Source organism: Bradyrhizobium arachidis (assembly GCF_024758505.1).
Classification (GTDB): Bacteria; Pseudomonadota; Alphaproteobacteria; order Rhizobiales; family Xanthobacteraceae; genus Bradyrhizobium; species Bradyrhizobium manausense_C.
Map to the genome: position 1 here is coordinate 1,594,507 of NZ_CP077970.1, position 20,163 is coordinate 1,614,669.

The window sequence follows — 20,163 nt, forward strand, 5'->3', positions numbered from 1 at the left end:
GTAATCGAGCCGCCTCGATCTCCCTGATCTGCTCTCTGACGAGGCGAAGGCGGGCCGTCCCGGCGCATCTCGGCGATAGTGTTGGGTGGGAGAAGCACTCCTGCCGGCGTGCGCAGCGTCTCGAGCTGCTTTGACGCATGACGCAGCGTCGGCTTGAAATTGCGAATACCCAGGCGAACGAGACATGCCTTCATTCGATTGATAATGCTGGTCTGATGGCTGACAAGGTTCTCACGCTCGCGGTTCGGATGTCGGGCGTCCTCTTCATCGAGACTTGGGATTGCCGCCATTTGGCAATGGTCCGGCTCTCCGCGTAGCTAACCGAGAAGAGCGCGCTTCAAATGCTCGGTGTCGAGACGATCGGTTTTAGCCCGCCGGTGCTCGCGGGGGACGGCGACGCTTGTTGAGTGGATAACGAAGGCCTCGACGCCACGAGCCCGCAGCCACCGCGCCAGCCAAAAACCATCGCGACCGGCCTCAAAGCCGACTGCTATACGTGTGATCGCGTGCCCAACGTTTGCGGCCTCTTCGCGCCAGTGATGTAGCAACCGGAGCAGCGCGTCTTCGTCGGCGCCAAGCTTCTTCAACGGATGACGATCCAATCCGGGGACGATTCCAGCGACGAGCCAGCTTGAGAGGCTCATCTCAATGACCGCGATCAGCGTACTGTTCTGTTCCAGGACCGTGGAAGACCTGCCGAGATCGTTCGCATTTTGCATGGGGGTGCTCCATTGCTCATGACCAGCCTCAATACTCTCACGGCTTTGCCGGTCACCCCATAGTATCTTCCGCCGCGTCCTCTCCTGGCTCGGAGAACTCTTGGCCCTGCTCCTGGGGCTGCTACGGCGAACCCTCGCCTGTCCACCCCAACTCAATCCGACTTCTTAACGGGCGACTAAGGGAAGCGAAAAATCCACTGAACACACCACCGCCCTCACTGACCCACCGGAGAAAATTAATGTATTCGTATCCAATGCAACAAACATTTCTACTCCACTCCTACCTTCAGCGGCTTGAATTTGCTGAAGAGCGGGCGCCTCGCCCGGCTGGCGGGTCCTTGCGGCCGAGCGACATCGTCATCCTCGACAATTTCGGCTCTCCGCACGAAACGCCGACACCGTCTGCGATGCCATCGGCCAAATCCAGGAAACCGTCACGCCCTAAGAATGCCGAAACCACTTCGCTCAAGCGATATGAGCGAAGCTAAAATCATCCCACTCTAGCCGGGGAGCGTCGCAGGGCAGGGCGTCACCATGCCGAACAGCGGGCATCGTGCGTCGCAGCATCCCGTCAGTCGTCCGAAGCGTCCAAGATGGAAAAACGAATCCAGTCATCGCCACCACGCTCGACCGAATAGAAGAACATCTCGGTCGCATAATAGTCCCGATCGAAAGTCAGAATGCGTGGCTTAATTTCGGTTATACGGTTCTCGTCGATATAGACAGAGTTGCAGATGGACGGGTCGTCGCGCTGGCACGTGCGCTCGGCTGCTCCGAATGCAGCGTCGGGTGCCCCTGTGCCAGATCGGTCACTCGCTCCTCCTTTCGAAATGACGGTTTCTGCCGGTCTATGCCTGCGGACTCGCCGGCAGGGGGCCGGTCGGCGGGTATGCACCGTCCGCGTCGTGGGTTTCATCACCGATGAGCGGTGGATTGAAGACGCTGACGATCAGCAGGTCCTGGAAGACGTGCACCTTGTGACGGTCATCCGGGCCGACGACGTAAACCGTTCGCGGTTCGAGCGGCCATCGCTGACTGGTCGAAAGATCCTCGAGTTCACCCCGTCCTGACGCGATGAAGTTCGCCTCCCAGTGATTTTTGTACCAAACTTGATGCGCCGCCTGGCCCGCGGCCTTGGAGGCGGTGGACAGCGAAAACCCTAGCCCATCGCTCTTCGTGAGATAGCGCGTCGCTGTCGTGATGCCGTGGGAGATCTGGCGCTCATGTCCCGCGGCACGAACATCGGCGACCGTCCGAACGAACATGCGGCGATCCTGCAAACCAGGCGGGAGGGGGCCGGCCGGCGGGTATGCACCGTCGGCGTCGTGCGTTTCACCACCGACGAGCGGTGGATTGAAGACGCTGACGATCAGCAGGTCCTCGAAGGCGTGCACCTTATGGCGATCGTTAGGCCCGACGACGTAAACGGTCCGCGGCTCGAGCGGCCATCGACGACCCGTCGAGAGTTCCTCGAGCTCACCTCGTCCTGACGCGATGAAGTTCGCCTCCCAGTGGTTCTTGTACCAAGCTTGAGGCGACCCCCGGCCGGCGGGCTTGCAGGCACACGACAGCGAGAAATCGAGCCCATCGCTCTTCGTGAGATAGCGCGTCGCTGTCGTGATGCCGTGGGAGATCTGGCGCTCACGTCCCGCGGCACGAACATCGGCCACCGTCCTGACGAACATTCGACGGTTGACAGTACTTGTCACGTTTATATCTCCATATCACTTATAGGTGAGTCGGCTCGGCTCCTGGACAAGCTGGAGACGCTTGCTCACTTCCACGATGCTCTGCGGCCGCGCATAGAGCGAGACGCTGCATCTTCCCGTCTCAGCACGGGCTGCGAGGAGGAGGTTGAGCTTCTCTCGGCGGGACACCCCGCGCCGGAGCCCCCGTCGATGCCCAGCCCATCAGTGTTGGCCCGTCCGATATTCTTCACCTCTTACCTCCCCAAACCGACATCAGACCAACCTCGTTGGGCATCATAAGGTGCCATGAGCGACCAGGGATTTCCGGCAAAATGCGCCTGTTTGCCGCCGCAGATCATGAAATAGGCGCTCAATATGCCGCTTTCCGATTCCGGCAAGGGCAACCTTCCGCCCCTAGCGCCAGCTCAGGGCTCTGGCATCTAAGGGCTACCATGGCGAGCACCCAGTCATATGGAAGCCAGCCGGATCACTCGCGCGCAGTTCGATTCATCGGTATGGCCACGAGGACGCCGTTAACTGGGCGGGGCGGCCCCGACCCATCAGGCACGGGCGCGGCCCGGCCCAGAAGTTCCAGTTGAGCAGCGGATGCGATCTCGAGGGCCAAGCGGCTGCGGAGCGTCGCCCGTCAGGCATAGCAACTCGCGACATCCGCGGCCTCTCACCTATCATCTGCTGGATCACGGACCTGCTTCCCGTCATTCTGCCGTCGTGGTGCTTGATCCTATCCAGGCCAAAACGCGGTTGAAGGGTAGAGGGCGTCCGCAGATCCGCCAACCGGGGTTACTCCCGAGGCACTTTCAGATCCTGCTCGACCAAACCTCCCGGCGGTGCTCTCACTGCGCACTCAGCGCGATTAGCTCCGCTTCCGTGCGCTGGCAGCGGATGTCCGCGCCCTTCGTAAGACGTCGCAGCGGTGTCGGCTCGACGTCGCAGCGGCCGGGGATGCGCAGCGAGCAGCGCTCGAAGAAGCCGCAGGCCTCGCCCCGTCCGGGCCTTGCGACGCCGGCCGACGCCTCTTTGAGCACTTTCTCGCTGATGCCGTCGAGCCAGCCCTGGCGCAGCTCCGGCACCGAGGAGATCAGCAGCTCCGAATAGGGATGCAGCGGGCGCTGGCGCAGCGCACTGCGGCTGCCGTGCTCCATCATCTGCCCGGCGTAAAGGATCATCACCTCGTCGCATACGGCTTTGACGGTCGAGAGGTCGTGGCTGATGAAGAGATAGGCGACGCCTAGCTCGCGCTGCAGCTCGGCGAGAAGGTCGAGGATGGCGGCGCCGACCACCGTGTCGAGCGCCGAGGTCACCTCGTCGCACAGGATCACCGAGGGCTTCGCGGCAAGGGCGCGGGCGAGGTTGACGCGCTGCTTCTGCCCACCGGACAGCTCGTTCGGATAGCGGTCAGCCATTCCCGCGGGCAGGCGCACCATGTCGAAGAGCTCGGCAACGCGCCTTCCGCGGGCCGCGCCGGAAAGGCCGTGGTAAAACTCGAGCGGACGGCCGAGGATGCGGCTGATCGGGCGCGCCGGATTGAGCGCGGTGTCGGCCATCTGGAACACGATCTGGATGCGGCGCAGCTGATCGCGCGTGCGGGCGGTCGCGCTCTTCGGCAGCGCAGCGCCGTCGAGCAGAACCTCGCCGCGCGCGGCCGGCAGCAGGCCGGCGATGACGCGCGCGAGCGTGCTCTTGCCACAGCCCGATTCCCCGATGACGCCGAGCGTCGTGCCCGCCTTGATCTTGAGGCCGACGTCGCGCAGCACCGGCAGGGCCGGAATGCCATCGCGATCGGGCGGGCCGTAGCCGGCCACCACGCTCTTCACCTCAAGGACCGATGCCTCGCTCTCCTTCGCGGCCTCCGTCGCCGTGCGCACCTGCGGCTCGGCGGCGGCGATCAGGCTCTTGGTGTAGTCGTTCTTTGGCGCGGTCAGGATTTGCCCGGTCGCGTCGACCTCGCGGATCGCTCCGTCGCGCAGGACGATGATGCGGTCGGCCATCTGCGCGACCACGGCGAGGTCGTGCGTGACGTAGACCGCTGTCGTGCCGCGCTCCTTGATCGCCTTCTTGAAGACGCGCAGCACCTCGATCTGTGTCGTCACGTCGAGTGCGGTGGTCGGCTCGTCGAAGATGACGAGCTTCGGGTCCGTGACGAGCGCCATCGCCGCGAGCAGGCGCTGTAACTGGCCGCCCGAGACCTGGTGCGGATAGCGCTCGCCGACGCGCTCGGGATTGGGCAGCACGAGCTCGCGGAAGAGCGAAACCGCCTTCGCCTCGGCCTCGGCAACCGGCATGACGCGGTGGATCTGCGAGCTCTCGATCACCTGCTTCAGCAGCGGGCGCGCCGGGTTAAACGAGGCCGCCGCGCTCTGCAGCACATAGGCGATGTCGCGGCCGCGCAAGGACGAGAGCTGCCTCTGGCCGAGCGAGAGGATCTCGCGGCCATCGAAGGTGATCTTGCCGCCGGCGATCTTGGCGCCCGAGCGGGCATAGCCCATCAGCGACAGCGCGATGGTGGTCTTGCCCGAGCCCGATTCACCGATCAGCGCGACGACCTCGCCGGGCTGAACCTCGAAGCTCACATCCTTGACGATGACGTTGGTGCGCCCGCGCTCGTCGCGCGCGGTGACGCGCAGGTTCTCGACCTTGACCAGCGGCGCCATTCAGTGCTCCCCGCTGGAGGACCAGCGGCCCGGCAGGTTGTCGATCAGAAGGTTGACGCCGATCGTCAGGGTGGCGATCGCGATCGCCGGCATAACCACGGCGAGGGCGCCGTCGGCGAGACCATTGATGTTCTCGCGCACGAGCGAGCCCCAATCGGCGTTCGGCGGCTGAACGCCGAGGCCGAGGAAGGAGAGGCTTGATAGCAGCAGCACCGCGAAGACGAAGCGCAAGCCGAAGTCGGTCAGAACGGGACCCGCGATGTTCGGCAGGATCTCCTCGCGGATGAGATAGCCGGTGCCCTCCCCGCGGGCGCGCGCGACCTCGACGAAATCGAGCGCGTTCACGTTGACCGCGAGCGCGCGCCAAGTGCGGAAAGCACCAGGCGTGAGGATCACCGCGATGGTACCCATAAGGACCGGGATCGAAGAGCCGAGTGCGGCGATGACGACGAGCGCCGACATCTTGCTCGGGATCGAGATCAGCGCGTCGAAGAAGCGGCTCAGGGTCATGTCAACCGCGCCGCGCGACACGGCCGCCAGCATGCCGAGCGTGCCGCCCATCAGGATGGCGAGAAAGGTCGCCGCAGCCGCGATCCCGATCGAGTAGCGCGCGCCGACGAGGATGCGGCTCAGCACATCGCGGCCGAGATAGTCGCTGCCGAGCGGCAGCGCCCAACGCATGCGGCCGAACAGGTCGTCGTCGACCAGCGCGCCGGCGTCATGCGGCGCGATAAAGGGGCCGATGATCGCGATCAGCACCCAGAAGCAGACGATGACAGCCCCGATCATGCCGGCCAGCGGCAGGCGGATGCGGCGGCGCGGCGGAGCGGGCGCTTCGACAGCCGCGGTCGTGTGATCGGCGCTCATCGATGACGAAGCCTCGGGTTGGAGAGGATGCCGGCGATGTCGGCGATCATCACCAGAAAGAGATAGGCCAAGCAGAAGATCATCACGCAGGCCTGGACGAGCGGCATGTCGCGGGTCGACACGGCGTCGACCAGCAGGCGCGCAAGACCTGGATAATTGAAGATGATCTCGACGATGATGGCGCCGCCGAGAAGGTGCGACAGGCTGAGCGCGACCGCGTTCGCGATCGGGCCGATCGCGTTGGGCAGCGCGTGGGTCAGCACGACGCGCATCGGGCGCGCGCCCTTGAGCACCGCCATCTCGACATAGGACGAGCGCAGCGTATCGATCACCGCAGCGCGCGTCATGCGCATCATCTGCGCGATCATCACGCAGCTCAGTGTGAAGACTGGCAGCGCGAACAGGCGGAAGAACTGATCGAGCGACACGATGCCGGCGGCGAAGGACAGGGCCGGGAACCAGCGCAGGTTCACGGCGAAGACGATCACCAGCAGCGTCGCGATCAGGAATTCCGGCACGGCGACGACCGACATGGTCAGGAAGCTCGCCGCGCGGTCGTAGAAGCTGCCGCGCCAGATCGCCGAGGTGATGCCGAGGACGAGCGCGATCGGCACGCAGACGACCGCCGTCACCGAGGCGAGGATCAGCGAGTTCGGCAGGCGACTCGCGATCAGGCCGGCGACGGGCAGGTCATTGACGAGCGAGCGACCCGGATCGCCGGAGAGCAATCCGCCAAGCCAGCGGAAGTAGCGAATATAGGCGGGTTGATCGAGGTGGAGAACCTGGCGAAGGCCCGCCACCGCCTCGGGCGTCGCGTTCTGTCCCAGCACTGCCTCGGCAACGTCACCGGGCAGGATCTCGGTGCCGATGAACACCGCGGCCGAGACGAAGGCCAGAGTCAGGATCGCGATCGCGATCCTGCTCGCAACGAGGCGGAACAAACCAGTGTTCATAAGAGCGCTCTTGACGAGGCCGGTCGTCTGCGGCTCGCGTCGTTCCGACGCCGTGACGGCGCTCACTGCTCAAGCCAAATATTTTCTGCGTAGTTCCAACCCATCATGCTACCGGTCGGGATCGGTCTCAAGCCCTTTAGGTTGCTTACATGGGCGTCGAGGAAGGTATAGAAGACGGGAATACACGTGCCAGAACTCTCGTGGATTATACGCTGCATCTCACTATACATTTCGTTGCGCTTATTTATGTCAGCTTCGGCGCGCGCATTAATGAGTAGGGCATCGAATCGCTCATTTCGGAACGCGCTTTCATTGTAGGGTGAGCGCGAATGGAACCAAAACGAAAGGGATATATCGACACTCGCTTTTGGAGAGTTGCTGCCGAAGAAAATTGGCTGCTTCATCCACGTGTTCGACCAATAGCTATCGGCCGGTATTCGTTGCAGGTTGAAAGTTACCCCCACCTCACGACCGGTTTGCTGCAGAATTTGAGCTATTTCTTCCGAATTAGCCGCCGCCGGAGAGACGAAAATTGGTAAAGTCTGATTGGCAAAGCCCGAGCGGCGCAGATGAAAGCGAGCCTTGTCCAGGTCATAGGGACGTTGCGGTAGGCTCGGGTCGTAGAAAGCGCTGCTCGGAGGCACGGGCTGGTCGTTCCCCATGATCGCGTAATTGCGGTAGACCGCGCGACGGATCTGCTCGCGGTTGAGCATGTGCTTCACGGAGAGCACGAAGTCAGAATTTGCTCCGGGCGCGTGGTCTCGGCTGATCGCGAGAGAATGGAACGCACCAGCTTGGGTCTCGAATAGCTTCGCGTTCGGAGCGGACTTGATGCGCTGGGCCGAGCGCGCGTTAATTAATGCGACGAAGTGAACGTCGCCCGCGAGCAGCGCATTGACGCGTGCCGGTTCATCTGTGATCCCGATGACCTCAATTTCGTCGAGAAATGGCTTTCCCGACTTGAAATACTCCTCATTGCGCACGGCAATCGAACGCACGCCCGGCTCAAACTCCCGACACTTATATGGACCGGTGCCGTTCGCCGTGCGGAAGTCGGTCGTTCCCGCCTTCACGATCGCCGTGTTCAACACACCGAGGGTGCTGGGCAACCCGACGTCAGGACCAGAGAGCCGGATGCGTACCTCGTGCGCCCCCGTCTCAGTGATCTCTACCATCGGCTCGACGAGCACTCGGGCGCCTGACCGGACCGCCGCATCTTTGTGGCGCTGTAGAGAATAGACTACGTCTGCAGCAGTAAGTGGCGATCCGTCGTGGAAGCGTACATCGCGACGCAACTTGATGTTCCACACTGTCGCACGCTCTGTTGATGAGATGTCCTCGGCAAGCTCGAGCTGCGGGGTCAAATTTTCATCTATTCTTGTGAGCGTGTTGTAGAACATTGTAACGCGTGACCAGTCATTCGCCGTGAAGCTCCTCGCGGGGTCGAGCGACTCGCCAGACGAGTTTTGGTTGCAGGCAACCCTAATTCTGCCCCCACGGCGTGGGGTCTCCGCTTGCGCTGTTCCGGCGAACGTTCCCGCGGCACTGATCGACACGCCAGCAGCAAGCAGAAAGTTCATCACCTCTCGGCGCGATGCCCCACGTGGAAATGCCCCGTTCAGGCGGAACACTTCGTTACCTGGCATTTCAAGTTTCAGCACTTTGTTGTCCGGCATCGCCCACTCCCTTGGTTGGTCGGATCGCTTCGAAAGCCTGGACCGCTTGCTGCCTGCCAAAGCTCGCGGGCATATTCTCTTGCACAGTTGGCAGCATGCCAGACGGCGCGGCAGGGTTCCGTCAAATAGATGCCCTGAACGCAGGCATTCTCGCGATCTCACGCACGGACTGCAGCTTTTCCTCGTAGCTGAATTGGGTCGGGATCTGAGGTGCGCTGGCCGGGAGGTGTTGGCCGAGTCCGGCGTGTGCGACCCGGAGCTGGCACGATCCGAGGCGAATGCGTCGGATCTGGCCACAGAATCCATACAGTCCCCACGCTCTGCCCCTAGAGTCGCTGCGACAAGTCCCTGATAGCGCACTTGATCTGGACGAACTCAGGCACGAGCTCAATTGGCTCCGCCAGCTAGCGAGTCGGCTGTTGCTCGAGACTGAGCGCCTCCGGCAACACTTGCCGGCCGAATCAGTCGGAAACGCGGTTGAAAATCGTCGTTAGGGGCTGCTGCGCCTTTCCGTTGCCGCCTGAAGATGGTGCAGAGCACGGAGGTGATCTTCAAGAAGCCTGTGCCGAGTAATGTAGCCTGCATTCACGCCGAAAATCGCGTGGTTCATCAGCACGCGTGCGTCAAGTTCCGAGACACTTGGGTCATTGCCCCATTTCGAGAGCGTCCCCGGTCTTCCTTCTGCTCGACCAGTTGGCCGTCAGCGCTGCCGGCCGGGATCCATTCTTTGGCCTCGAATGGATGCATCTGACGGCCGAAACGCAGGCGATCATCTGCCGTGACAGCGGAATGTCGAAAGCCCGATCGGCTCCCCCCTTCGGCGCCGGGATATGAAGGACGCGCCGGCGCAGATCAACCTGTGCCGGCTTGGCCTCCTTCAGTGCGGCCGGGCGAGACGCCGACAGCAAGCTGAAGAGATGGAATTCTCGTCGGATCGGATTATCGATCGCGGCAAGTTCGAGGAACCATCCCTTGAGGTCGCTCAAGCCCATGCCGGTGTTCCGACGCTTCTCGCCGTTCCAGTCGACGCTGTCGACGAGGTTATCGGCCGGCAGTTCCCGGTTGGTCTTGCGAGCATGGTCGTAGATTACTCGCAGGGTTCGCATGCTTCCGTTGGCGATATAGGGACCGTTCTCCGTCGTGATGGCGTCGTGTTTGGCAGCAACCCTGGCTGGATCCTCTCCGAGCTCGATTGGCGGGGTATCGAGCCATTCGGCGAAGAGCCGTTCGATATCATCGCGACAGCTCTCGATCGTGCGCGCTCCTATTCTTGCGCGCCATCGAAACCTTAGCGTTGCCAGGCTTGGCGTAGCGTGATGCCCGCGATCTTCGAAGCCTCGGGCTTCTCGGTTTGTGCCGCGGTTGTCGCCTTAATAGCCCGCTCCGCTCCTTGGATGCTGGCCGCGACTGATCTCGGCCAGGTACTCCCTCCTAACGGAGATCGCACTGCACGGTGAATGTCTTCTTGAGCGCGCCGACGACGAGGAAGAAGCCTTTCAGTTCGGTGTCCCGACGATGCAGCGACGGTTTTCGGGCGGCGGGAGGCGTTAGATGGTCTTGTCGTCGAGTAGGATACGGAGGTCGGCCAAAGCGAAGACGCCAATTACTGAAGCGGTTTTTGAAACGGTCTTGGCGAAACGGGCGGTTCGTCGGTCGCCGAACGCTAGAGTTGGAGACTCTCCTACAACTGGCTGATGAGCAATGACTTTTTTGATATTCAGAAGAGTTGGAACGGTTGCCGGATAGTGGGTGGATTCAACCGGTCGTCGCAACACCTTGTATGTGGCTCACTCGGAGCAATTCGTCGAGAGTTTCCGCTGGTGTTTTCCAGCCGAGGGTTTTCCTGGGCCTGGTGTTGAGTGCTAGAGCCACGGCCTCAAGGTCGTCGGCGTCGTGAGCGTTGAGATCAGTGCCCTTTGGAAAGTACTGGCGCAGCAGTCCATTGGTGTTCTCGTTGGTCCCGCGCTGCCATGGGCTGTGAGGGTCGCAGAAGTAGACCTGCACGCCCGCATCGATCTTGAGGCGCGCGTGCTGAGCTAGCTCCGCTCCTTGATCCCAAGTCAGCGACCGACGCAGTTGCTCGGGCATGGTGAAGATCGCACGGGTGATCGCATCGCGCACTGCCTCCGCGCCATGTCCGGCGAGTGCGGGTCCGTTCTTCACGCGAGCTTCCTGTTCATGGCCCGTCATGCGCGGCAGGTGCAGCAGCATCGTAAAGCGTGTCGTACGCTCCACCAGGGTGCCGATCGCGGAACTTCCGAGACCCAAAATGAGATCACCTTCCCAGTGGCCCGGTACAGCTCGGTCGGCGGCCTCGGCCGGACGTTGGCTGATCATGATCTCGGAGGGAATGAAGCTTCTGCCTTTACGTGCGCGGGCCCTCGGCATGCGCAACGCCCGCCCGGTGCGCAAGCAGGCCGTCAGTTCGCGGCGCAAGGCTCCTCGACCCTGCACGTAAAGTGCCTGATAGATCGCCTCGTGACTGATGCGCGCATCGTCTCATCCTCGGGAAAGTCGAGCCGAAGTCGCCGAGAAATCTGCTCCGGGCTCCATGCCGTCGCCCAGCGCCGGTTTTGCCGATGCACTGCCCGGCGTCCCTTCCACACGACCTTCGGGCCAACGAGGGGTTCCCCGTCCGGTCTGGCGATCATACCGGCAAGCCTGCCCTGCACATAATCCCGCAGGCTCGGATTGATCGCCAACTTTGCTGGCTTGGGCCGCCGGGCGGACCGATCAGCGTGCCATTGTGCCGTGGTCGCTCGATACTCTGGAGCACCGTGGCGGCGCGCCACATTGCGCCGGAGTTCACGAGAGATCGTGCATGGAGGTCGATCGAGCTGACGAGCGATGGCTCGTACCCCATGCCCCTGCGCGCGCAAGATAGCGATCTCCTCACGCTCGGCGAACGAGAGGTAGCGCCCTGACGGAGGCTTTGACGACTGCGACAAATGTGTTGGCGGCATGCCGCCCGCCCTCCGGAACCAGCGTACTCCGACGGCCGGTGACACCCCAGCGTCAACCGCAGCATCCTCGCTTGATCTCCCAGAGGCAATCGCGATCCAGAATAGTCTACCACTCTCTCGAAAAGCCTCTCGAGGCCGACCTGGCGAGCGCTGGATTGCTTGCACATGCCGACCCGAACGCCGATCACTTCCCCTCATCGCAACCTCCTTTGGCAGGGTGTTGCGACGATCGGTTGAATCCGCCGTGCTTCGTAGGATCGTTTCTGAACTACGAATTAGCAGACAAGCGTTCGTCAGTGATAACCGTGCCCACTCCCGATCGATTCAAAGCCCAAATCGCCGGTCCTCCTTGCTCCCCAAATGTACTTGCCAGCTGCCTGGTTGCGCGAAAACTTTGAAATTGTCCTCCGGCGCGCAAGATTCCGGCAAGGAAGTGTCTAATTTTAAAGAAAATCGGCGTTATGGTCCAGCCATATTGACCTCCAAGCTTCCGGTCGGTTCAGTCGCGAAGCCAAACCGCCTGGGAGGAGGAATGGGTCGCTTGGTGAACCGCGGACGCTTCTTACAGAAGGCCAACATTGCCGTCGGCGCACTGCCGGTTAATTCAGATTGGCGCCTCGAGAACTGCCCGGATGATTTCCTAAATATCAGCGGCTGGCTCGGCGCCGGATCGGGCAGACACCTCAGTAGATTTGCCTGTTGTCAGTAACAACCACGTCGTCCTACCGCGTGGTTTGAACCGCTTAGATGGAAGAGCGAGCGAGACGCTCGCGCAAATGCAGCATCTTAGTTGACGGCTCATTCCGATCATTCTGGAGTACTTATGGTCAGTGTACACGCTCGAAAAGCCATCGCTCTTTCCAAGGATGAGGCGGTGGATAGTGTCGTTCCAGCACAAATTCAATTTTGCAACGTTACTAAGAGCTACGGGCAGATCGCGGCGGTAAAAGAGTTGTCACTCAGTGTTCGCCCCGGTGAATTCCTGACGATTCTCGGTCCGAGCGGTTCCGGGAAAACTACGGTGCTGATGCTGCTCGCTGGGTTCATAGCCCCTACTTCGGGTGACATTCTAATCGCCGGAAAATCCGTCGCCGCAGTGCCGTCCTATCGACGCGACCAAGGTATTGTATTTCAGAGCTACGCGCTGTTTCCACATCTCACGGTGCGGCGGAACCTTGAGTTTCCGCTCGAAATGCGTGGATTGAATGCCGCAGAGCGGACATCGCGCGTAGAACAGATGCTAGACCGCGTGCATCTCAAGGATTTTGGGGACCGCCTGCCCTCGCAACTGAGCGGCGGTCAGCAGCAGCGCGTTGCGCTCGCCCGTGCGCTGATCGCCGATCCACCGATCCTCCTGCTTGACGAGCCACTCGGCGCGCTTGATCGTAACCTGCGCGAGCAGATGCAAGGGGAGATTAAGAGCCTGCACAAGGAGTTCAGCAGCACAACCGTGTGTGTTACGCATGATCAAGAGGAGGCCTTAACCCTCTCCGATCGCATCGTCGTCATGTGTGCTGGCCGGATTGAGCAGACCGACACGCCTGAAGCCCTTTACGACCGGCCCACGACACGATTTGTGGCGAATTTTTTAGGTGAAGCCAACATACTGGAAAACCCTGGTTTCAAGCTCGAGTCGGACGCGTTACAACCGCCCGGCACTGTAGCGATGATCCGGCCAGAACGGATTTGTATTACTGCTGCCACGCCGAGGCGCGCCGATGCGGACGGGCATCAGTACGTTGAAGGAACCGTGGATGACATGATTTATGCCGGCCCGTTACGAAAATACCGCGTGCGCATTGGCAGCAGCGTGCTTTCCGTGCGCGAGCATGTTGGCTCGGGCCAGCAGATTTTCCGACCCGGCGATAATGTCCGCGTCGATTGGCTGCGCTCGGACGTTCGCTTCGTTGCGCCGTGAGGCACTGGCAGAGCAGGCGAATGAAACACTTGAAACACTTGAAAAACTTGGTCGGACGCCCATCGGAGGCTGGATGTTGGCGTTTGCAATCCTGATCGGCATCTTCGGAGTGCCCATTGTTCGGCTTCGCGCGTCTCCTCCTTGGCTTGCTCTGAACAGGAGACGGCTCTCGCCGGAGGAGCAAGGAATAGTTTTAGAAGTACGCCTATGTCCGAGTCGATTTCGAAGCTGGAAGTCATCCCCGGCGTTGCCCGCCGCCATGGGCGCTGTATGCGGAGCAAACTTTCGATATCCGATGCCTGGTGAACAGCTGGCCGAGTTATGGATACTGTCGGATCGCTGCGCTCTTCAGGCGCGAGCGACGATCCGCGGCGCGATCGAGTTCAATACTAAGCGGGTCTACCGCTGATCAAGGAGAGCGGCTTGTTGCTGGCCCGGCATACACGATCCAGCATCCGCCGGGCGCACGACGGCACAATCAAGACAAGCCGCTTCAACAGTGTTCGACGCATTGGAGCTTACCTGATGGAATGGCGACCTGAACAGCAATGACCGCCGGGTCATCAGCTGGGTGGCCGCAACGGCCGTGATCTCCGGAGGTGATCAGAAATATGATGGCACACTGGCTCGACGCGGTTCGGCGACAGCCGAACTCCACGCGAGGTGCAATGGCTGACCGACATCGCCGAGTGTCCGATCTAACGGAGGGCAACTCCAGCCTACGGCATCAACCTTTACAGTATGCCGATGCTCAGTTTTTGAGATGCCAATCGGCTACTTTTAGCTATCGAGGTCAGACGCTTGTTGAGATAATTAAGGGACTCTTCGTCGAGCCCGCCAAACATCGTCGAGTTAAGAGCTTCTCTTTTGTTTGACAGCCTCATAATTTCCCCTCGCGCTTTTTCAGTCAGCGAGATTTGCAGAAATCTCGCATCTTCGAGAGAGGTTTCGCGGACGAGGAGCTCCATTTTTTCCAGTCTTTTCGTCTGGTTTGTAACGAAGGCGGGATGGATACGCAGTTTATTCGCAACAGCTATCCCCGAGACCCCGCGCCCCTCGTCGAGCGCGTCGATAGCCATAAGTATCAACCACTGTGGTTCGGTTATTCCGAGCAGCTCGGCCCAACTCTTGTGTATTGCTTCCAGTTGGGAGTGGATTTCGACAATGTTCCAGATGAAGTCCATAGCCGCACTATCGAGCTGTCCTTTTTCGGCCATGTTGGTCTCTCTGCAAAATGCGGTGTCCCGATAGGACGCGCAACCTGATCTTCAGGGCACACCTATCTATCTCGGACCACATCAGCCTCTCAAGAAGGCTCGAAGAAACATAGCCGTCATACCAAAAATTAATTGATCTATGCAATTGTATATGGCAAACAATAAAAGGTTCGATGCGGATTCTTGACGCCCGCGGTCTTGCTAAACCTCCAATGTAAGAGGCATCCAGGATGCCCCCTGGAAGCGCTTTTTCTTTTTTTCGTTTTAGCGACGTGGGACTTGGTCCTAAGATGTCCTGTTGCTCAATTGTGACACGTCACGGCAAAAGAACGATCATCGTAATCAATTGATTGAAACAATTGATTGTGATAAGTATATAACAATGGACAACGAGGGGGCGCCTCGAAGTCGTTCCGTCAAGCGCCGGCCCTTAGGGCGGGGTTGTGGTGGCGGATCTTTGATTGATTGGAACGACATTTCCAACCGGAGGTTCATCGATGAAACTAAGAGCGAAAACCCTAATCCTTGGCTCTGCGGCAGTGTTGGCGGGGGGCGGGGCACAGGCCGCCGACCTCCCTGTGAAGGCGAAGGCGGTCGAATACGTAAAGATTTGTTCGCTGTATGGTGCCGGTTTCTACTACATCCCGGGCAGTGACACGTGCATTAAGCTAGGCGGTTATATCCGCACTGACCTAGTGCTGGGCAGCAACTCTGTTTACGGTTCGGCGAACAACAGCGTTGCAGGCGCACACAATCGCCTAAGCAACTACTATACGAGCAGAGCTCGCTCCGATTTCAGTGTCGATACTCGCACGGCGACCGAGTACGGTGTGCTTCGTACTTTTGCCGACGCGGTCTTTACCTGGACTTCGGGCGGCTATACGGGAGCCGGTACAACTGCAACGAATGGCTCGACGGCCTATACTGGAAATGCGGTCGGGACGAGCGGCACTGGCTCGATCACAGGCGGTGCGCTCAACATCTACTACGCGTTCATGCAGTTTGCTGGCTTTACGATCGGTAGAACGCAGTCGCAATTCTCCTCTCCCTGGACCAATTATCCAGGCAACGCCTACGATGGTCTGCCGGGCGGCGGCGGCTGGGAGATCGTGAACCAGTTCGCGTATACCGCTGACTTCGGTCAAGGCATCACGGCCTCCTTCTCGGTTGAGGACCAAGTCGTCCGTGATACAACCAACATCTGGAATGTGAGCGGCGCAACAGCTGCAGGTCTCGCTACCGGAGCCTACGGTGCCAACAACATCGGTGCTTCGCGAGCTCCAGATCTCGTCGCGATGCTCCGCGTCGATCAGGCTTGGGGCCTCTTCCAGGCGTCGGTTGCGGCTCATGACAACCATGCTGGCTATTATGGTGCCGACGAAACGACCGGCCATCCTGGGGACAAGTGGGGCTGGGCTGGTCAGCTCGCGTTGTCGATCAAGAACATTCCGACAGGCGCGGGTGACACGATCAACGTGCAAGGCGTGTATACGAACGGTGCGACCGGTTACAACTTCCACCCCTATACGGCGTCTACCTACGCGATCTACGGTGGTACGGGCTTGGGGGGTGCTTACCAGAGCGTCGGTCTTGCTGGTCTCTCTGACTCCGTGTTCGTCGCTGGCGCTGGCCAGCAGTTGACCACGTCATATGGCTTCAATGGCGCCTACACCCACAACTGGAGCCCATATTGGAACACCGCCATCTACGGTGGTTTGGGTGCTGTACGATACAACGGTACGGCCAAGGGTTACATCTGCGGCGCGTTCGTGGCGACGCTCGGGCTCTCAACTGGTCCTGCCGGCTGCAATCCTGACTTCAACTATGGCGTCGTCGGTCTGATCACACGCTGGACCCCCGTCAAGAACCTGACCTTCTCGGCCGATCTCGCCTACGCCATGCTCGACCAGAAGTACGCGAGCGGAAGCACCGTGACCCTGCCGCTGCAGTCGGGTATCGCAAAACCGGGTGCTGTGTACGAGCTGAAGGACCAGAACAGCCTCACACTGCTGATTCGTGCGCAGCGCAACTGGTGAAGTTTTGTCAAACCAGCATAAGGAGAATAGAAGCGGCTCTATGATCTAAGTTTAACCTCCAAGAAGGCCTTCGGCATGCCCGCCGGAGGCCTTTCCAATTTGAAGGCCACTTCGATTACGTGGCGGGAGTTGGTTCTTGCGCCGCATAGAATTGGCAAATCCGCGCGTCCTTATCTTTGAAGAAGCAATTTGGCGGTCGTTATTCGAAGGACACTTAGTCGGAGCGCAAACGCTTTAGCAGGCTGCTGAAGAAGTCTTTGAACGGCGCGCGATGAATGGGATGTTGTCACCGTTGAGGAAGCAGATTTCCCCTTCGAGTGAGCCGTCATCCCTTAGTTCGGCCCAACCGTCACCCTCGGCTGGCTCCATTTCGTCGTTTCCTTGCCAGCAGAACACGACGGTATCGCCGTGGCTGGCTCCATGAATGGAGCCAGTGAGGCAATCGAAGGCGAATTCGCCCCGGCCTCATCGAACAGGATGTAGGCGCCCGCCAAGGCCATGTCGTAGCCCGGCGTCTCGACGACCTGCCATCTGCCCCGAATGCTCAGCCGGTGTCGCCAGCGGCTTGGGAAGCCGGATCGGCTTGTAGTCTGCAAGCGCTAGGACGAAGACGGCATCCACGCCGCAGCGTTGGCTGACGTCGTAGCCGCTGTGACGCGTGGTACGCGCGTCCATCGCCGGGTGCGCGCTTGCCGGTCTTACTCAGATGTCCATCAACCGCGAAACGCGAGGTAACCCGATTTCATTTCTCAGGTCGTGCACGAACCGCGTGACATCATAGGCCCTGTCCGCCTTCAGAGTGATCCGCTTCGCGTACCGGCGCCTGTCGATCATGGCAAGCGCAATCTCCCGTTCGTGCCAGTCGCTTGGCTCACCTCCCCCAAAACCGCTAAACCGTTGCGGTTCTCCATCAGAGCATGGCCCATATAGCTTAGCTTGGCTGGCTGACTTCTTGTAGAGCCGCGCCTCAGGATCGGTCGTGCTCGCATGGGTCCCGTTCGATCGCTTCTCCTTGTGAAGCTGCGCTCGGTGTTGCGTCCCGGACCATCCTCGTCTTGTCGCTGCCATCATTCTTCTGGAAGCTCTTGATCGAAGCCTAGGCTTCAATCGACGTACCATCCACCGAGAAGTGATCGCTCGATAGCAGACGCTTGACCGGCTGCGCCAAAAGCGCTTCAAGAACCTGGCCGCAATCTCGCCTTCGAGCAGCCGGGCGGGGTTCTTCGAGAGGGTCAAATGGTCCCAAACCGCATCGTCCAGCCCAAGCCCAACGAACCAGCAAAACAGAAGATCGAACTCTATCCGTTCCATCAGATGCCGTTCCGAGCGAACCCCATAAAACGCCTGGAGGAGCATCCCGAAGCAACTTCTCCGGTGCGATCGAGGGGCGACCGAAGTCCGTATAGAGCTTGCCGAACTCCCCAGTAAGGTCGCCCAGCGCCGCATTCACCAACCCGTAGCGGGTGGCCGACGCGAACTCGAGCTCCAGGTCCAAATCACTGAAAAGCGAGCCGGACTGTTCGTCACTCCCCCGCATCGCCCCCCAGCGAAATTCTCGTCCCAGAGAATCACGATGCGAAACGCTCCGCTACCGACTTCTTCAACAGCCTGTTAGTTGGGCTCATCATGAGGACGTCGAGTGACGCGCCTAATTCCTCGATCGTGAGAGACTTGTTGATCGAGAAGAGCCGCAGTGTTTCGAGCAGCTAGGCGTACACCGGCCGAGAGGGGATCCAGGGGTGAAGCGGCAGAATTCGCTGGCACAAGCGTTTGTCTGGATCAGGGGCAAAGCCTCGTGTGTGTCGTCCAATGCCTAAAACATTCTCGACCTGGAGCGCGACTCGCTTATCGAGGAGATCCTCCGCCATCCTCAATATGTCCCTGGTATGCTCTTCAGCCGTTAACCCTGCGGCCTTGCGGGCAGTTGATTGATTGACTAGGCCGGCGCGTAGCGGAACCGGCCGCAACAGCGGTTCGCCGGGTTAATTTGTTCTCAGCGCGCGACGCGGTCGCGTTCTCGTTGGTGACCGTTCGCGGCCAGATGTTCTTGAGGGCGGCGGAAAGCCTCCGCCAGCTCGCAAACACGACATAACTGCATGGTATTCCTGTGGCTTGTATATGAATTGGCGACGGACGCCGAACGGAACGCCATCTCGTCTCGTAAGCTGAGTATTGTAGTAAGATAGCAGTTCGACCGAAGAACAGTCACCCTTGAAGGATTGCTCAAACCGCCAACGACTCACCCCGTCGTGGATGAACGGGTTTTCGAAAAGCGTGCATACCTCCACTTAACCTCAATTATCTACGCAAACTGTCCTCTCTAACCGGAATGCATTCAACAATCAGCTCGCACCGAGCCTCGTATCCCGCCGAACGGGCGCAGTATTTCAGCGGCCTGACGGTCCTCAAAGCAGGAATTCGGCTAAAGAATACACTATGATGCTGTGATGACATTGCAACACTCTCGCCCTCTGGGAATCTTGTGTCTCGAAAGAGGGGGCACGCCTTCCAAATCGAGGCCCGGTTCTATCCTGCACCCGACAACTTTCTCCTTCCCTGTCATATCCGATATTGTTGAGGGGGCTTGGGCCGATGTCGTGATCCGCGGCGATCCACCGCTTGAGTCCGCCTACGTCGCAGCTGCCCGGCGCTTGGTCGAGCAAGGTGCCGTCGCCATAAGCTCCAACTGCGGCTTCTCTATGCGCTATCAGTCCTCCGTAGCAGCCGCGGTGAATGTTCCTGTGGCGCTCTCGAGCTTGCTTCTCTTGCCCACGTTGCTGCGCCAACTGCCGGTGAGACGTAAACTCGTCATTCTAACCGCCGATTCATCGTGCTGTGATGAAGCTCTGCTTGGCATTGAAGACCCTGCCCAGCGTGCGAGGGTGGTGATTGGTGGTATTGAAGGCGGCAAACTGTGGCAGAATGAGATGGTGCGTCCTCCGCCATACACGGAAACCTCGGAAATTGAGGCGGATGTCGTCGCCTGCCTCGGGCGGCTTCAAGTTGCGCACGAGGGTGTTGCTGCTATTCTGTGTGAATGCACTGGCTTTCCGCCAGTTGCGTCGGCCATTCGTCGTATCACGAGGTTGCCGGTCTATGACGTCACGGACCTCTGCCGGATGACCATGGCCTCGGTTGCTTGAGGGCAGTTGTTACTCTACTCGAAGAGCGCCTATGATCGGTAAGCTGCGAAGCGGTTCTCTCGACGCGGATCGCGCAATAGGTCAAGCTCGCGAGCGAGTGCTCAGTTGAAGCTTGAGCTCTGCCGGATCGAATTTGTGCGATGTGAACGACAGTGGGAGGCTGTGCCTCCCGCAGGCCGGCATCCGTGAATGGTGCAGCCGAACGCTTAAAGGTTTGCTCTTGCTTGCTTGTGCATCTTTCGGCGCAGGGTCCGGGCTCTAGTTTTTGCGGCACAGTGAGCCATGCGACCATGGCAAGTGCTGGTGCTCGT

11 protein-coding genes and 2 pseudogenes are annotated in these 20,163 nt (G+C 60.1%); 4 read left to right on the top strand and 9 right to left on the bottom strand.

The genetic code is table 11. The annotated features are described in order from the left end of the window. Nucleotides 1-317: 317 nt before the first annotated feature. From KUF59_RS07160 to KUF59_RS07185, 6 genes are all read right to left on the bottom strand, one after another. Nucleotides 318-719: a hypothetical protein gene (locus KUF59_RS07160; RefSeq protein ID WP_258768985.1), complete on the bottom strand. Its 402-nt coding sequence runs from the start codon at nucleotides 717-719 to the stop codon at nucleotides 318-320. A gap of 848 nt (nucleotides 720-1,567) precedes the next feature. Further along, complete coding sequence (locus KUF59_RS07165; RefSeq protein ID WP_258769026.1) at nucleotides 1,568-2,404, bottom strand: ectoine synthase; 837 nt, start codon at nucleotides 2,402-2,404, stop codon at nucleotides 1,568-1,570. A gap of 857 nt (nucleotides 2,405-3,261) precedes the next feature. After that, nucleotides 3,262-5,079, bottom strand: coding sequence for an ABC transporter ATP-binding protein (locus tag KUF59_RS07170; protein ID WP_258769027.1), 1,818 nt, complete (start codon nucleotides 5,077-5,079; stop codon nucleotides 3,262-3,264). Next, entirely contained in the window at nucleotides 5,080-5,946 is an 867-nt protein-coding gene (locus KUF59_RS07175; RefSeq protein ID WP_408918075.1) for an ABC transporter permease, read from the bottom strand. Beyond that, on the bottom strand, nucleotides 5,943-6,899 hold the full coding sequence (locus KUF59_RS07180; RefSeq protein ID WP_258769028.1) for an ABC transporter permease: 957 nt from the start codon (nucleotides 6,897-6,899) through the stop codon (nucleotides 5,943-5,945). Before KUF59_RS07180 ends, KUF59_RS07175 begins: the two co-directional genes overlap by 4 nt. Before the next feature lie 62 nt (nucleotides 6,900-6,961). Further along, nucleotides 6,962-8,575 carry an ABC transporter substrate-binding protein gene (locus tag KUF59_RS07185; RefSeq protein ID WP_258769030.1) on the bottom strand — a complete coding sequence of 538 codons (1,614 nt, stop codon included), beginning with the start codon at nucleotides 8,573-8,575 and terminating at the stop codon, nucleotides 6,962-6,964. Nucleotides 8,576-9,405: 830 nt separating this feature from the next. Here KUF59_RS07185 and KUF59_RS07190 point away from each other — a divergent pair. Beyond that, a complete protein-coding gene (locus tag KUF59_RS07190) occupies nucleotides 9,406-9,867 on the top strand; it encodes a hypothetical protein (protein WP_258769031.1) in 462 nt (153 codons plus the stop codon). A 463-nt stretch (nucleotides 9,868-10,330) separates the two neighbouring features. Here KUF59_RS07190 and KUF59_RS07195 read toward each other — a convergent pair. Continuing rightward, nucleotides 10,331-11,736: pseudogene (locus KUF59_RS07195) on the bottom strand (IS30 family transposase). A 625-nt stretch (nucleotides 11,737-12,361) separates the two neighbouring features. Here KUF59_RS07195 and KUF59_RS07200 point away from each other — a divergent pair. Then, nucleotides 12,362-13,456 (top strand): ABC transporter ATP-binding protein, encoded by a 1,095-nt coding sequence (locus tag KUF59_RS07200; protein WP_258769033.1) that lies wholly within the window; start codon nucleotides 12,362-12,364, stop codon nucleotides 13,454-13,456. A 734-nt stretch (nucleotides 13,457-14,190) separates the two neighbouring features. Here the strand turns inward: KUF59_RS07200 and KUF59_RS07205 are convergent. After that, nucleotides 14,191-14,673, bottom strand: coding sequence for a MarR family winged helix-turn-helix transcriptional regulator (locus KUF59_RS07205; protein ID WP_258769035.1), 483 nt, complete (start codon nucleotides 14,671-14,673; stop codon nucleotides 14,191-14,193). A 497-nt stretch (nucleotides 14,674-15,170) separates the two neighbouring features. Here KUF59_RS07205 and KUF59_RS07210 point away from each other — a divergent pair, with 497 nt between their 5' ends. Next, nucleotides 15,171-16,709 (top strand): porin, encoded by a 1,539-nt coding sequence (locus KUF59_RS07210; protein ID WP_258769040.1) that lies wholly within the window; start codon nucleotides 15,171-15,173, stop codon nucleotides 16,707-16,709. 546 nt (nucleotides 16,710-17,255) lie between these two features. Here the strand turns inward: KUF59_RS07210 and KUF59_RS07215 are convergent. Further along, nucleotides 17,256-18,246: pseudogene (locus KUF59_RS07215) on the bottom strand (IS5 family transposase); the annotation flags it as partial. A 910-nt stretch (nucleotides 18,247-19,156) separates the two neighbouring features. On the opposite strand from KUF59_RS07215, the gene KUF59_RS07220 reads away from it, so the two are divergent. Then, nucleotides 19,157-19,852 carry an aspartate/glutamate racemase family protein gene (locus tag KUF59_RS07220; RefSeq protein WP_258769042.1) on the top strand — a complete coding sequence of 232 codons (696 nt, stop codon included), beginning with the start codon at nucleotides 19,157-19,159 and terminating at the stop codon, nucleotides 19,850-19,852. Nucleotides 19,853-20,163: the final 311 nt, after the last annotated feature.